A 15561-nucleotide genomic window follows, 5' to 3' on the forward strand; every position below is an offset into this window, starting at 1 on the left:
AGGCGCGGCTAAATGCGCAGCTAAAAGCTCGGCCGACCGGCTCAGTAAAGCACCATCTGCGTACAGCGGAACAGCGCGATGGTCTTGCCGTCCGGGCCCTTCACCGTAGCGTCCCAGACCTGCGTGCTGCGCCCGAGGTGCACGCCCGTCGCCACCGCCGAGATCGTGCCTTCGCGCGCGGTGCCGAGATGGTTGCTCTTGATCTCGATGGTCGTGAAGTTTTTCGCGTTGGGCGGCAGGTGGGCGAGGCAGGCGTAGCCGCAGGCTGTATCGGCGAGCCCGATCACCGTGGCGGCGTGCAGGAAGCCGTTCGGGGCGAGCAGGTCGCTGCGCACATCGAGTTCGGCGCGCAGCAGGCCTTGCTCGAGGGCGATCGGGCGAAAGCCCAGCAGATCGGGCAGGCGGCCGCGCTGCCGTTCGAGCAGGGTTTCGATCGTGACGTCGTGGCGTAGCGTACTCATGGTCGGTCAGTCTCCGTATTTGATATGAACAATGCGGTGAACAATGCGGGTGCGCGCACGTGGGGGACTTCGGCGGCGCGCAATTTGCCGATATTATCGGACGGTTGATTCGGGGCGCTCGCTCGTTCGCAAGTCGCCTCGCCAGGTATCGAACAAGGCATCAGGCAAAAATCACGGCAATCCGGCTGGCGAGGCGCCAGCCATCCTGACGGGAGCATTCATGACGGTAATCGTGGTGGCGAATCCCAAGGGCGGCGTGGGGAAGAGCACGCTGTCCACCAATCTGGCCGGCTATTTCGCCGCACAAGGTGAGTGGGTCGCGCTCGCGGACCTCGACCGGCAGCAGTCTTCGCACGCCTGGCTCGATCTGCGGCCCGCGACGCTGCCAGCCATCGAAAGCTGGCAGGTCGATCTGGACAACCCGGCGAAGCCGCCCAAGGGACTCGAGCACGCGGTCATCGACACGCCCGCGGGCCTGCACGGCAACCGGCTCCAGGCGATCATCGAACTGGCGGACAAGGTGATCGTGCCGCTGCAGCCTTCGATGTTCGACATTCTCGCCACCCAGGACTTCCTGAACCGCCTTGCCAAGGAAAAGGCCGTGCGCAAGGGCGCGATCCAGGTGGGCGTGGTGGGCATGCGGGTCGATGCGCGCACGCGCTCGGCCGAGCAGCTGCAGCGCTTTGTCGAGGGGCTGGAGTTGCCGGTGCTCGGCTATCTGCGCGACACGCAGAACTACGTGCAGCTCGCCGCGCACGGCCTCACGCTCTGGGACGTCGCGAAGAGCCGGGTCGAGAAGGACCTCGACCAGTGGCAGTCGATTATCGGCTGGGTGGACGGCAAACCAGCGGGCAAATGAGCGGGCAACCCAGTGCGCAACGACGGCGGCGCGGGCCGCGTGCGCCGCGCCGGCCGCACTCGCGTGTCAGCTCCAGCTTTGCGTGGGCACGTGGTCGCGGCTGCCCTTGATGCGGTTGTTCTCGTCCACGAACACGAGGTCCGGCTTCCAGCCGGCCTTCAGTTCTTCCTCTTCCACATTCGCGAAGGCCGCGATGATCACGAGGTCGCCCAGTTGCGCGCGGCGCGCGGCCGACCCGTTCAGCGAGATCATGCCGCTGCCGCGTTCGCCCTTGATCGCGTAGGTCGTGAAGCGCTCGCCGTTGTTGATGTTCCAGATGTCGATGCGCTCGTTTTCGACGATGTTGGCCGCTTCGAGCAGGTTTTCGTCGATGGCGCACGAGCCTTCGTAGTGCAGTTCGCAGTGCGTGACCGCGACGCGGTGGATCTTCGACTTCAGCATATGGCGTTGCATGGAGGGTCTCCTCAGGCGAGCGGGCGCGCGGCCCGCCGCGGGTAAGCGGAATCTGGCGGAATCGGGTGAGCGCGGGGCGGCGCGGCCGTCGCGCGCGCGTCGTCAGATTTCGAGGTTGTCGATGAGGCGCGTGGCGCCCAGCTTCGCCGCGGCCAGCACGACGAGCGGCGACTCCGCGTCGCCGGCTACGCCCGGCGCGGGCGGCAGCAGGTTCGCGCGCTTGCGGATCGCAATGTAGTCGGGCTTCCAGCCGCGCGCGGCGAGCGTGGCCATGGCGTCGAGTTCGAGCTGCTGGAAGTCGCGGCGGCCCGACAGCACCGACTCGCGGATCGCGCGCAACACGCCCGCCAGTTGCGGCGCCTCGGCGCGTTCGGCCTCGGTCAGGTAGCGATTGCGCGAGCTGAGGGCGAGGCCGTCGGCGTCGCGCACCGTTTCGGCGGCGATCACTTCGGTCGGTAACGCGAACTGGTTGCACATCGCGCGCACGATCATGAGCTGCTGGTAGTCCTTCTTCCCGAACACGGCCACGCGCGGCTGCACGCACGACATCAGCTTCATGACGACCGTGCACACGCCCTCGAAGAATCCGGGGCGGAATTCGCCTTCCAGAATATCGCCGAGGTCGTGCGGCGGGCGGACGCGGTATTCCTGCGGCTGCGGATACATGTCGCGCTCGGTGGGCGCGAACAGCACGTAGACGTTTTCCTTCTGCAGCTTCTCGATGTCGTCCTGGAGCGTGCGCGGATACTTGTCGAAGTCCTCGTTCGGGCCGAACTGCAGCCGGTTGACGAAGATGCTCGCCACGACCGGGTCGCCGTGCTGGCGCGCGAGGCGCATCAGCGAGAGATGGCCTTCGTGCAGGTTGCCCATGGTCGGCACGAACGCGGTGCGGTTTTGGCCGCGCAACTGGTCGCGCAATTCCTGAATCGAGCTAATGACTTTCATGATCGGATGCTTTATGCCTCGCGCGGGGCAAGACTTGGGTGGCACGGCCGCAAGCCAGAGACCCGGACGAAGGGCCGCGAGCGGACGTCGCGCGCCCGGTCCGCGCAGGTGGCGCGGCAAGTATGACGTGTGCCCCGTATATGGGACGAGACCGGGCAGGCGCGGGCGATTGTAGTGGATTTGTGAATGCCGCGCACCCGCCTCGGATAGGGGGTTCTCCTGGCGTTCCGCTGTGCGGCCCTTCGCAGCCGCCCCATGCGATGCGAACCTATTTATTGACCCAGCGTGTGCCCGGACAAAGATCAGGCGGGCAAATACGCGAGCCGCACGTAAATCGGCGCGAACGGCTCGGGCTGGGTGATCTCGATGAGCGACTCGCGCGAAAGCTCCAGCATGGCGATGAAGTTCACGATCACGACGGGCACGCCGCGCGTGGTGTCGAAAAGCTCGGAGAACTCCATGAAACGCTCGCCCTGGAGTTTGCGCAGGATGATGCTCATGTGCTCGCGCACCGACAGTTCCTCGCGCGAGATCTTGTGATGCTGGACGAGCTTCGCGCGCTTGATGACGTCGGCCCACGCGGCGCGCAGGTCGTTGCTGTCCACGTCGGGAAAGCGCGGCGTGATGCTCTGCTCGATATAGACCTCGGCGCGCAGGAAGTCGCGGCCGAGTTGCGGCAACTGGTCGAGGCGCTGGGCGGCGAGCTTCATCTGCTCGTATTCGAGCAGGCGGCGCACGAGTTCGGCGCGCGGGTCCTCGGCTTCCTCGCCGGTGTCGGCCTTCTTGACCGGCAGCAGCATGCGCGACTTGATCTCGATGAGCATGGCCGCCATCAGCAGATATTCGGCCGCGAGCTCGAGGTTGGTCTTGCGCAGTTGCTCGACGTAGCCGAGGTACTGGGTCGTGACCTCCGCCATCGGAATATCGAGGACGTTGAAGTTCTGCTTGCGGATCAGGTACAGCAGCAGGTCGAGCGGGCCTTCGAAGGTTTCGAGGAAAACTTCGAGCGCGTCCGGCGGGATGTAGAGGTCCTGCGGGAGCTTGAAGAGCGGCTCGCCGTAAAGGCGTGCGAACGCGACGCCGTCGACCGTGTCGGGCGTCGAGTCGGTCGCGGGCGTGGTCAGCGCCTCACCGGGCGTTTGCCCGGGCGCATGGCCCGCGTGACTGGCCGCGTGCTCGCCCGCTGGCGGCGCGCTGGCCCCGTCGGCCTCGGCCATCAGAAGTTCTGGTAGTAGACGTAGGACGTTTGCTTCACGCGCGAAGCCTGCTGGCGCTCGCGCTCGTCGAGGTCGATCGGCTGCTTGTCCCACAGGAGCGCGCGGCCCTTGCGTTGCTGTTCTTCGAGCTGCGGCTTTTGCTGCTTGAGCTGGTTGATGAACTGCGTGATGTCCGACTGATACATGGCTTGCGTCCGTCCAGTAAGGCGGGGCGCCTGATTGCGCCGCGCCGCTAATTCTGTCGGCGGCAATTTTACCGCAAGCCAACGCCGCGGAACATCCGCGCCGACTTTCGTGCGCCTCGACCTTTGCAGCTGTCTTGCGGCCCCTTTGCGCCGCCTCCTGGGGTTTTTACGCGCCGATGTGGTGAAATAACGCGTTTGCGCCCCGTTGCCGCCCCCCGTGCCCTGCGCGCGAGCGGCGCAACCGGTGCCAACCAGTTCTACGACGGCCGGAGGTGGCGTTTGGCGGGATGGGTGATCCAAGCATTGTGCGCACGGCGGCGCCCCTCGCGGGCGGCGCGGCCACGGCTCGCCGCATGCCTGTTCATGTGCCTCGCCGTGTTCTCTGCCGTCGCGCCGCCCGCCCGGGCCGACATCCTGACTACCCTCCTGCCGTGGATGCGCCCGCGCACCTACTACGATGTCGACATCCAGGCCACTCCGCGCGATCTGCGCAAGCTCCTCGAGACGCACCTCGACATCGCGCGCTTTGCCACGCGCGCCGACGTGAACGAGGACCAGTTCGAGTTCCTCGTGACCGCGACGCCGCAGCAGGCACGCGACCTTGCCTCGACCGCGGGCTATTTCACGCCGGTCGTGCGTACCGACGTGCGCACGATCGACGGCAGGCGGCACGTGCGGGTGAGCGTCGACCCGGGGCCGCGCACGACGATTTCGTCGGTGAAGCTCGTCTTTCGCGGTCCCGTGCTCACGGAAGACCCGGCACAGGAGAATACGGCGCGTTTCGCGTTCTCGCTGCACGACGGCGACGCCTTTACGCAGTCAGGCTGGGACGATGCCAAGAACGCCTCGCTCAAGGCGCTGCAGGCGCGCCGCTACCTCGGCGCCAAGATCGTCTTTTCGGAGGCGCGCGTCGATCCGCTGCGGCATGACGCGCAACTTTCCGTAACCTTCGACAGCGGGCCGACCTTCACGCTGGGCAAGCTCGACGTTTCGGGCCCGCAGCGGTATCCGGGCTACATCATCGACAACGTGAATCCGCTCTCGCCAGGCGAAATCTACGACCTGAACCGCGTGGCCGAACTGCAGCGCCAGGTGCAGAACACGCCTTACTACGCGAGCGTGGCGATCGACGTCGACGCCAACCCGCAAAAACCGGTCGATACGACCGTGCACGTAAAGGTGAGCGAGTTCCCGTACAACAACTTTCGCGGTGGCGTAGGTTATTCGACTGACACCGGCGCGCACGTCCAGGGCTCCTATACGTACCTGAATACGTTCGGGGCGGCGTGGCCGTTCCAGGTGCAGGGGCGGCTCGACCAGATCCAGAAGTTCGGCCAGGTCCAGCTTTCGATGCCGCCGGGCCCGCGCGCCTGGACCAACAGCCTCGTCGCTTCCTACACGACCACCGATGTCTCGGACACGAACATCTATAGCGCGCGGGTCGGGGTGCAGCGCACGCGCACGTCGCAGAACATCGACTACGCCTACGCGCTGATGTTCTACGACGATCGCCTGACACAGAACGTGGGGCCGTCGTCGCGGGCCTATGCGCTCGTGCCGACCTGGGGCTGGACGCGCCGCAACGTCGACGACCCGCTCTTTCCGCGCTCGGGCAACATCATCCGCATGGAGGCGGGCCTCGCGCTCAAGAACGTGGGCGCCGAACAAAGCTTCCTGCGCGCCTACATGCGCGGCCAGCAATACCTGCCGATCGGCCACAGCGACATCATGGTGTTCCGCGCGGAACTGGGCGGCGTGTTCACGAGCGGCCCGTCGAGCGGCATCCCCGCGTCGCTGCTGTTCCGTGCGGGCGGCTCGAACTCGGTGCGCGGCTACTCGTTCCAGAGCATCGGCAACGACCAGTCGGGCTCGATCCTGCCAACCAAGTATCTCGTCACCGGGTCGGCGGAGTACCAGCACTGGTTCAGCCACGACTGGGGCGGCGCGGCGTTCTTCGACGTCGGCACCGCCACCGACACCTGGGGCGAAAAGGATTTCGACCCGGGCGCGGGTATCGGCGCGCGCTGGCGCAGTCCCGTCGGGCCGGTCAATCTCGATCTCGCCTATGGTTTTCGCACTCACAGCGTGCGGCCTTACCTGACACTCGGGATCGCCTTCTGATGATGACGCGCTCGCTGCTCCGTTTCGCCACGACCCCTGCGCCGCACGGCGAGGTGGCCGCATGAGCGCGCGTCGTTTCGCGGCTTCGGCGTGGCTGCCCGCCACATTCGCGGTGCCGCCGGAGGAGGCGGGGCGCAGCCCGGATGATGATGCGCGCGCTCAGCCCAGTGGCGACGGTGGCGACGGCGGGCGTGGCGCGGGCGCGGGCGGGGACGCCGGTGCGCCGCCGCCGCACCGCGGGCCGCGGCTCTGGAAGGCGCTCGCCTGGGCGATCGTCGTGCCGGTGCTGCTGGTCGGGCTGGTCGCCGGCTTGCTCTATGGCGTGCTGACCACCGAGCGCGGCACGGCCTACGCGTGGCGCGCGGCCGTCAAGCTGCTCGACGGCAAGCTGGCGGGCACGCTCGAAGGCGGCACGCTCGCGAGTGGTGTGCGCTTTTCCAACGTGAGCTGGCGCGGCACGGACGGCACCACGCTCAAGGTCGACCGCATTGGCGGCCAATGGGAGCTGCATGGCTTCGGCCAGAAGCCCTGGCGCTTCGTGGTGGACTATCTGCACGCTGGCGACATCGAGATGCGCATCGTGCCGTCGCACGAGCCTTCTTCGCCCATGAAGCTGCCTGAGAATCTGCAACTGCCGCTCGGGCTCGAGATCCGCGATTTGCAGGTGGACAAGCTCACGATCCACGAAGGCACCTCCACCAACGAGTTCTCGCGGTTCCAGTTCCATGGACGCAGTGACGGCCGCCATCACGAGGCCGCCATCGAGCGCCTCGACACGCCTTTTGGCGCGGTGAACGCGCGGGCGAAGCTCGACGGCGTGCGGCCGTTCGCGCTCACGGGCGACCTGGGCTACGCGGGCAAGGTGAACGGCGAGGACGTGCAGGTCAGCGCCAATCTCGCCGGCTCGCTCGAAGCGCTCACGGCCGACGTCGAGGCAAGCGGCATGAAGCTCACGGGCCGCGCACATGTGGAGGCAACGCCGTTCGCTTCCGTGCCGCTGCAACGCGCAACGCTCGCATTCGATCACGTCAATCCGCAGGCGTTCGCGCCGGGCGCGCCGTTCGCCGACCTCGCGGTGCGTGCGCAGTTGCAGCCGGTGCCGGGTGGCGCGGCGGGCGTGCCGGCGGCGCTCGCGGCGGCGGCATCGGGCACAGCGTCGGCCTCGGCGGTGACGCCGGCATCCGTTCCGGCGTCGGCATCGGCGCCAAAAGGCCGAGCGAAGCACCACGCCGTGGAGTCCGATGCGGCCGGCTTCACGGTGGCGGGGGCGGTCTCGATCGTCAACGCGAAGCCGGGCGCCATCGACGAAAAGCTGTTGCCGCTCATCGACGCGCACGCCGATGTCGTGCTCGATGCAAAGACGCAGCGCATCCCGAAGCTCGCCGTGCGTCTCGTGAAGAACGCGACGATCACCGGCGGCGGCACGATCAGCGGGCGCGACGGACGTTTCGATCTGAAGGTGGCCGGGCTCGACCTCAACGCGATCGAGTCGAGCGTGCGCGCCACGCAATTCGCGGGGCCGATTGGCGTGCGGCTGAGCGGCGACGTGCAGAGCGTCACGCTCGATCTCGCCGATCCGAGAGCGGCGCTGCGCGTGCAGGGCAAGGTCACGCAGGACCCCGCGCGCCTGTCGCTCAACGACGTGCGGCTGACTTCGGGAGCGGGGCGCATCGACCTCTCGGGCGCGCTCAAGCACGACGCCAGCTCCACGTATCAACTCAAGGCGGTGCTGACCAATTTCGATCCGTTGTCGCTCACGTCGCAAACACCGGCGCGCACGGCCGCGAAGTCACCCGCCCCGGCCGCGCGGGCGCGCCCCACGCCTGGGGCTCAACCCGCGACCCAGCCCGCTGCCGACGCCCTCAACCCGCAACGCAATCTCGCGCTCAATCCGGCGCTGAACCCCTCGCTCAATCCTGCGCAGTCCGGCGAGCAGGCCGCCGAGCAAAAGCGCGTGGAGAACGCGAAAGAGACCCAGCCGGGCGGGGCGGCCCCACCCGAAGCGCGACCCAGACCCGCCGCGCGTCCCGCCGGCCGGCCGATCGAGGCGCGCGTGAACGGCACACTCAACGCGAGCGGCACGCTCGCGCCTACTTTCACGACGAGGGCCGAGTTCAAGCTCGGCCCGAGCGTCTACGACGACCTGCCGCTCACGGGCGAGGGCCTCATTCAGCTCGCGGGCTCGCGCATTCTGCCAAGCCGCGCGAACCTTTCTATTGCGGGCAATACCGTCGATCTGCAAGGTAGCTTCGGCGCGCGCGGCGACCGCCTGCGCTTTCGCGTGGATGCGCCGCAACTCGACCGGCTCGGCTTCGGCATAGCGGGCCAGCTCGCGGCGAACGGCGACGTGACCGGCACCTTCGCGCATCCCGACGTCTCGCTCGACTACAAGGCCGACCACGTGGTGTTCGGCGACAACCGCGTCGGCCATGCGGAGGGCCATGCGCTCGCGCGCGACGGCGCGAACGGTGCGCTCGCCTTCAGCACCGACGCGAGCGAGATTGCCGTGGCCGGCGTCGATATCACGACGCTCACCGCGCGCCTCGACGGTACGCGCGCGAAGCACACGCTTACCGCGAGCGCGAAGGGCAAGGTGCAGGGCCAGCCGATCGACTTCGTGGTGGCGGCAAACGGCGGCCTTCAGGACACGCGCGAGGGCTCGCGCTGGAACGGCACGCTCACGCAGCTCGAGAACCGCGGCGTGCCAGGTGTGAAGCTGCAATCGCCGCTGACGGTGAGCGCGGGCCCCGGCAAGGTCACGCTCGGCGCGACACGCCTCGTGGGCGAAGGCGCGACGCTCGAACTGAAAGGCTTCGACCTCGATCATGGCCGCATTCGCTCGGCGGGTACGCTCACCGGCGTGTCGCTTGCACGCATCATGCAGATCCGGCAGCAGTTCACGGGCGTGCCGTCCACGCTCAGGACCGACCTGATCTTCGACGGCGACTGGGACTTCTCGCTCGGCCAGACAGCCACGGGCTATGTGCAGATCAAGCGCCGCTCGGGCGACATCACGACCGAAGTCGGCCGCGGCTTTGCCTCGCTCGGCGTGGGCGACCTCAACGTGCGCGCCGCCTTCAGCGGCGGCAACCGCCTCACGCTCACGGCGCATGCGCTGGCGAGCCGCGTGGGCACGCTCGACATCGACGCCTACACGACGCTCGCGCCGCGCGACGGCATCCTCACCGTCACGGACGAAGCGCCGATTGGCGGCACCATCAACGCGAACGTGCCCTCGCTCAGGAACACGGGCGGCATGTTAGGCCCGACCTATCTGCTCGATGGCCATCTCGCTTTGCAACTCGCGCTCGGCGGTACGGTCGCGAAGCCGAATCTCACGGGCTCGCTGGTCGGCGACGGGCTTTCGGCCACCGTGGTCGATCAGGGCGTGGAGTTGAAGGACGGTGTGATCCGCATCGCGCTTTCGCAGAACCTCGTCGACTTCCAGCAGGTGGAGTTCCACGGCGCGACGAGCGGCACGCTGCGCGCAACGGGCCGCGTGCGTCTGGACAATGCCGAACCCGATCTGACGGCGAGCATCGTCGCGGACAAGCTCGAACTGTTCGCTTCGCCCGACCGCAAGATGTCGCTCTCCGGCAGCGCGAGCATCGCCAACGGCGGCCATCTCGGCGGCATGCAGATCGACGGCAAGTTCACCGTCGATCACGCGCTATTCGACATGCCCGAGTTGCCCGCACCTTCGCTCGGCGACGACGTCGTGATCGTGCGCCCCGACGGCACGACGGTAGGCGGCAGGCCGCCCATCGAAGAAACGGCGTCGACCAAGCCCGCGCCGCGCTTTGCGCCGCGCGCGAACGTCGAGATCGACCTTGGCCACGACTTCCGCTTCCGCGGCCAGGGCGCGGATCTGGGCCTTGCGGGCCTGATCTCGGTGAACAGCGCGCCGGACGTGCCGCTGCGCGCGGTCGGCAACGTGCGCGTGACCGAAGGCTCCTCGTACACCGCGTTCGGCACCAAGCTCAACATCGAGAACGGCTTCTTCACGTTCAACGGGCCAGTCGGCAATCCGGGCATCAACATTCTGGCCATGCGCCGCAACCAGCAGGTCGAGGCGGGCGTGCAGGTGACGGGCACGGTTCAGGCGCCGGTGGTCAAGCTCGTTTCCGAGCCGAACGTGCCCGACAACGAAAAGCTCTCCTGGCTGCTGTTCGGGCACGGCACCGACCAGGGCAACAACCTGGGCCAGCAGAACGCCATGACGACGGCGCTCGCGTTGCTTGGCAGCGCACAGGGCAAACGCATTGCGCAAAGTATCGGCCTCGACGAATTTTCGATCGGGCGCAGCGAGGTGGGCCTGACCGACCCCGAAGTCGTGATGATCGCGAAGGTCATCAACCAGCGGCTCGTGATCGGCTATGAGCAGGGCCTGCAGTCGGCTTCGAACGCGGTGAAGGCCACGATCAACCTCTCGCGCTACTGGTCGCTGGTGGTGTATGGCGGGACGTTCAATGGCGCCGATATTCTCTATACGCGGCGTTTCGATCGAATTCGCTGGTAGCGAGATTACCAATCAACAGCAAAAAAAAAGCACACCTGGGAGGTGTGCTTTTTTTCGCGTGTAGCGCAACGCCGCGGCGTGTGCGCTGGTGTCGCCTTAACGCACGCGCATGCCCGGCTTGGCACCCGAATGCGGTTCGAGAATATACAGCCCCGGTTCGGCCTTCTCGTCGGCCGCGGAGGCCGCGAGCACCATGCCTTCGGACATGCCGAACTTCATCTTGCGCGGCGCGAGGTTCGCGACCATCACGGTGAGCTTGCCCTTGAGGTCTTCCGGCTTGTACGCGGAACGGATGCCCGAGAACACGTTGCGCGTCTTTTCTTCGCCCACGTCGAGCGTGAGTTGCAGCAGCTTGTCCGAGCCTTCGACGATATTGCAGTCGACGATCAGCGCCACGCGCAGGTCGATCTTCGCGAAGTCGTCGATGGAGATGACTTCGGGCGTTTCATCGGCGGCAGGCTTCTTCGCTTCCTTGGCAGCCTTCGACTTCTTGCTGGCGTCCGCAGCCGCTGCGGCGGGCGCATCGGTTGCCTGCAGCGAATCGCGGTTGGCAGCGAGCAGCGCTTCGATCTGCTTCGGATCGACGCGCGTCATCAGGTGCTTGTACGCGTTGATCGGCTGTCGCGACGACAGCGCCTTGCCTGCATCGGCCCACGTGAGCGGCTCGATGCCGAGGAACTGCTCCACGCCTTGAGCGAGTTGCGGCAGCACCGGCTTGAGCGCGAGTGAAAGCAGGCGGAACGCTTCGAGGCTCACGCTGCAGCTTTCGTGCAGCGCCACCGCGTTGGCCGGATCCTTGGCCTGCTCCCACGGCTTGGCCGTGTCGACGTAACCGTTCACGGCGTCGGCGAGTTCCATCGTCTGGCGCAGCGCGCGGCTGTATTCGCGTGCTTCGTAGTGCGCAGCGATTTGCGGAATCGCCGCGCGCAGCTGTTCGAGCAGCGGATGATTCATCGCGCTATCTTGCACGCGGCCTTCGAAGCGTTTGATCAGGAAGCCCGCCGCGCGGCTCGCGATGTTGATGTACTTGCCGACGAGGTCGCTGTTCACGCGCGCCTGGAAGTCTTCGAGGTTCAGGTCGAGGTCTTCCATCGTGCTGTTGAGCTTCGCGGCGAAGTAGTAGCGCAGCCACTCGGGGTTCAGGCCCGTGGTCACATAGCTTTCCGCCGTGATGAACGTGCCGCGCGACTTCGACATCTTCGCGCCGTCCACGGTCAGGAAGCCGTGCGCGAACACGTTGGTCGGCGTGCGGTGGCCCGAGAACTGGAGCATGGCCGGCCAGAACAGCGTGTGGAAATACAGGATGTCCTTGCCGATGAAGTGGTACTGCTCTGTTTTCGAACCGGCCTTCACCCAGGCTTCAAAGTCGATGCCGCGCTGCTCGCACAGGTTCTTGAAGCTAGCGTAATAGCCCACCGGCGCGTCGAGCCACACGTAGAAGTACTTGCCGGGCGCGCCCGGAATCTCAAAGCCGAAGTAGGGCGCGTCGCGCGAGATGTCCCAGTCGGCGAGCTTCGATTCGCCCGAGTCGCCGAGCCACTCGCGCATCTTGTTGGTCGCTTCCGGCTGAGCGAGTCCGCTCACCCAGCCGCGCAGGAAGTCTTCGCAGCGCGGGTCCGAGAGGCGGAAGAAGTAGTGCGTCGAAGTCTTGCGGATGGGCGTCGCGCCCGAGACCACCGAGTACGGATTCTTCAGGTCGGTAGGCGCGTAGGTGGAGCCGCACACTTCGCAGCTGTCGCCGTATTGATCCTTCGCGCCGCACTTCGGGCACTCGCCCTTGATGAAGCGGTCCGGCAGGAACATGTTCTTGACCGGATCGTAGGCCTGCTCGATGTCGCGCGTCTCGATGAAACCCGCTTCCTTGAGCGCCAGGTACACCGACTCGGAGAGCACGCGGTTCTCTTCGGAGTCCGTGGAGTAGTAGTTGTCGAACGACACGCCGAAGCTGTCGAAGTCGCGCTTGTGCTCTTGCCAGACGCGCGCGATCAACTGCTGCGGCGTGAGGCCTTCCTTCTCTGCGCGCAGCATGACGGGCGTGCCGTGCGTGTCGTCGGCACCGACGTAGTAGACCTCGTGGCCATGCATTCGCAGCGCGCGAACCCAGATGTCCGTCTGGATGTACTCGACCAGGTGGCCGATATGGATCTGACCGTTGGCGTACGGCAGAGCAGACGTAACGAGAATCTGGCGGCGGCCGCTTTGATTGGCATGCGCGCCGGCTGCTGCGAGGTCGGTGGCGGGTGCTGACATAAGTGAGGGGAAGTCCGATGTTGCGGGGGGAAAGGGCGATTTTAGCAGGGCGGACGCAGCACCGTTCGGCCAGCAGGTGCGCGCTCGTATGCGCCATGCCTCGTGCGAACGCGGGCCACGCGAGCAACGGCTATGTTGCGCTGCACAAATCAGGGCCAAAAAAAACCGGGGCAAGAATGGCCCCGGAGCAACAACGACAAGAGGAGAATGGTGACGCGGCGGCACTGCCGCACACGTACCGTAAAGACAGACAGCACGATTTCCCGAGAGTTCGAAAATTTTTTTCGTTTCTCTGCCAGCGCTTGGAAGCCGGCGTTCGATGGCCGTCTAACACGGGTTTCGGAGCGCTCGAAATGCAAACGGGACGGCATCGCTGCCGTCCCGTTGATGTGTCGCTGTTTTCTCCTGCACAGTTGCCGGCAACTCCGCGCCCGGCAACTGCGTCGGCCGGCTTAGCCGCCCTGGTGCTGCGCCGTTGCGCGCAGGTAGATTTCCACGCGGCGGTTCGCGGCGCGGCCGGCTTCCGTGCTGTTGTCGGCGATCGGCTGGGTGTCGCCGCGGCCCTCGGCCGACATGCGCTGCATCTGGATGCCGCGCGAGGCGAGGTAGTTCACCACGCTCTGCGCGCGGTTGGCCGACAGCGTCTGGTTGTACGCGGGTTGGCCGGTGCTATCCGTATGACCCACGACTTGCGCCACGACTTCCGGGTTCTGCTGGAGCGTTTGCGCGACCTCGTCGAGCACCGGCGCGAACGAGGGCTTGATCGCGAAGCTGCTGGTGTCGAAGGTCACGTTGCTCGGAATGTTGAGCTTGAGCGAGCCGTCCGGCTGCTCGGTGATCTGCGTGCCCGTGCCCTTGGTCGAGCCCGACAGCTTGTTCTTGATGTTCTGCCAGTTGTAACCGGTGACGCCGCCGACCAGCGCGCCCGCGCCCGCGCCGATCGCCGCGCCCTTGCCGCCGCCGAAGATCGCGCCGATGGCCGCGCCCGTGCCTGCGCCGACACCGGTGCCGATCGCCGTGTTGGTGCCCTGTTGCGTCGCGCAGCCGGCGACGAGCGCGCCGGCAATGGCGAAGACGGACAGGCGAGTCAGGATTCTTGTGTTCATTTGCTTTCCTTTCTTGAGTGGAACGGACGCTGCCTGCGGCGTTCGCGGCCCCGCATGCGAACAGGGTCTTCGAACGGCGCGCGGCGGCAGCTACTACAATGACGCCTTGAGGTTAGCGCCGCCAGGCGAAAAGCCGCTGGATTGCAGCTTCGAAAGCACCTGGCCGGCATACGAAATCGATGCTGCCGCGAAGCGTGCCCTTTCGGGCAATTTTGCGCAATGCAGCTTAACAATTTCTTTCGATTTCCGGCGCGTAGGCGATCAGTCCTCACTCGGACAGGCGAAAACGCAGACCGGCATTCTCCCCACGGAGTTTCAATGAGCATAGATCGGGCTTTGGTCGACGCCGCGCTCGCGGCCTTGACGGATCCGAACACGGGCCATCCCTACACGGTGGCCAAGGGCGTGCGCAACGTCACCGTCGAAGGCGATACGGTCGGCGTCGAGGTCGTGCTCGGCTATCCGGCGAAGAGCCAGTTCGAAGGCGTGCGCAAGCAAGTCGAGGCGGCGCTCGCCGCGGTGCCGGGCGTGCAGGCGAGCCGCGTCGCGGTCAGAAGCGAGATTGCCGCGCATACGGTCCAACGCGGCGTGAAGCTGCTCCCCAATGTGAAAAACATTGTCGCCGTCGCCTCGGGCAAGGGCGGCGTGGGCAAGAGCACGACCGCCGTGAATCTCGCGCTGGCGCTCGCGGCCGAAGGCGCTTCGGTGGGCGTGCTCGACGCGGACATCTACGGCCCCTCGCTGCCGATGATGCTCGGCATCGAAGGCCGCCCCGAGTCGCCCGACGGCCAGTCGATGAATCCGCTCGAAGGCCACGGCGTGCAGGCCAACTCGATCGGCTTTCTCGTCGAGCAGGACAACCCCATGGTCTGGCGCGGCCCGATGGCGACTTCGGCACTCGAGCAATTGCTGCGTCAGACGAACTGGCGCGAACTCGACTATCTCGTGGTCGACATGCCGCCGGGCACCGGCGACATCCAGCTCACGCTCTCGCAGCGCGTGCCCGTCACGGGCGCCGTGATCGTCACGACGCCGCAGGACATCGCGCTGCTCGACGCGAAGAAGGGCCTCAAGATGTTCGAAAAGGTGGGCATTCCGATTCTCGGCATTGTCGAGAACATGGCCGTGCACATTTGCTCGAACTGCGGCCACGCCGAGCATGTCTTCGGCGCGGGCGGCGGCGAGCGCATGGCGAAGGAATACGGCGTGGAAGTGCTCGGCAGCCTGCCGCTCGACATCGCCATTCGCGAGCAGGCCGATTCGGGCAACCCGACCGTCGTGGCCGCGCCGCACGGGCAGGTGGCGGAAATCTATCGCGCCATTGCGCGCCGCGTGGCGATCCAGATTGCCGAGCGCGCCCGCGACATGACCTCGAAGTTCCCGACCATCGTCGTGCAGAACACCTGAGGCCCGGTGTGCGCCGCGGCGCTTGTGCGGCGCCCCGC

The 15561-nt window shown here is 66.4% G+C and carries 11 protein-coding genes; 4 read left to right on the forward strand and 7 right to left on the reverse strand.

The window, feature by feature from the left end:
* Positions 1–41: 41 nt before the first annotated feature.
* Complete coding sequence (locus U5A58_RS09220; protein ID WP_321912735.1) at positions 42–461, reverse strand: PaaI family thioesterase; 420 nt, start codon at positions 459–461, stop codon at positions 42–44.
* Between the two features lie 220 nt (positions 462–681).
* Here U5A58_RS09220 and U5A58_RS09225 point away from each other — a divergent pair, with 220 nt between their 5' ends.
* Complete coding sequence (locus U5A58_RS09225) at positions 682–1320, forward strand: ParA family protein (RefSeq protein WP_321936474.1); 639 nt, start codon at positions 682–684, stop codon at positions 1318–1320.
* Positions 1321–1386: 66 nt separating this feature from the next.
* Here the strand turns inward: U5A58_RS09225 and panD are convergent, their stop codons facing one another.
* The 4 genes from panD to U5A58_RS09245 all read right to left on the reverse strand — a co-directional run bounded on the left by panD (position 1387) and on the right by U5A58_RS09245 (position 4120).
* Entirely contained in the window at positions 1387–1773 is a 387-nt protein-coding gene (gene panD / locus U5A58_RS09230) for an aspartate 1-decarboxylase (protein ID WP_028207747.1), read from the reverse strand.
* A gap of 102 nt (positions 1774–1875) precedes the next feature.
* Positions 1876–2718, reverse strand: coding sequence for a pantoate--beta-alanine ligase (panC, locus tag U5A58_RS09235; protein ID WP_233880631.1), 843 nt, complete (start codon positions 2716–2718; stop codon positions 1876–1878).
* A gap of 302 nt (positions 2719–3020) precedes the next feature.
* A complete protein-coding gene (locus tag U5A58_RS09240; RefSeq protein ID WP_321961207.1) occupies positions 3021–3935 on the reverse strand; it encodes a ScpA family protein in 915 nt (304 codons plus the stop codon).
* Entirely contained in the window at positions 3935–4120 is a 186-nt protein-coding gene (locus tag U5A58_RS09245) for a DUF3460 family protein (protein WP_069265440.1), read from the reverse strand. Before U5A58_RS09245 ends, U5A58_RS09240 begins: the two co-directional genes overlap by 1 nt.
* Before the next feature lie 363 nt (positions 4121–4483).
* Between U5A58_RS09245 and U5A58_RS09250 the strand changes: the two genes are divergently transcribed.
* A complete protein-coding gene (locus U5A58_RS09250) occupies positions 4484–6241 on the forward strand; it encodes an autotransporter assembly complex protein TamA (protein WP_415774196.1) in 1758 nt (585 codons plus the stop codon).
* Between the two features lie 61 nt (positions 6242–6302).
* On the forward strand, positions 6303–10760 hold the full coding sequence (locus U5A58_RS09255; protein WP_321961208.1) for a translocation/assembly module TamB domain-containing protein: 4458 nt from the start codon (positions 6303–6305) through the stop codon (positions 10758–10760).
* 96 nt (positions 10761–10856) lie between these two features.
* On the opposite strand, the gene metG is transcribed toward U5A58_RS09255, so the two are convergent.
* Entirely contained in the window at positions 10857–13010 is a 2154-nt protein-coding gene (metG, locus tag U5A58_RS09260; RefSeq protein WP_321961209.1) for a methionine--tRNA ligase, read from the reverse strand.
* 452 nt (positions 13011–13462) lie between these two features.
* Positions 13463–14116: an OmpA family protein gene (locus U5A58_RS09265; protein ID WP_321912722.1), complete on the reverse strand. Its 654-nt coding sequence runs from the start codon at positions 14114–14116 to the stop codon at positions 13463–13465.
* 318 nt (positions 14117–14434) lie between these two features.
* Here U5A58_RS09265 and apbC point away from each other — a divergent pair, with 318 nt between their 5' ends.
* Complete coding sequence (apbC, locus tag U5A58_RS09270) at positions 14435–15523, forward strand: iron-sulfur cluster carrier protein ApbC (protein ID WP_321961210.1); 1089 nt, start codon at positions 14435–14437, stop codon at positions 15521–15523.
* The last annotated feature ends 38 nt before the right edge of the window (positions 15524–15561 follow it).

Origin of the sequence: Paraburkholderia sp. J7 (assembly GCF_905220155.1) — a bacterium.
Lineage (GTDB): Bacteria > Pseudomonadota > Gammaproteobacteria > Burkholderiales > Burkholderiaceae > Paraburkholderia.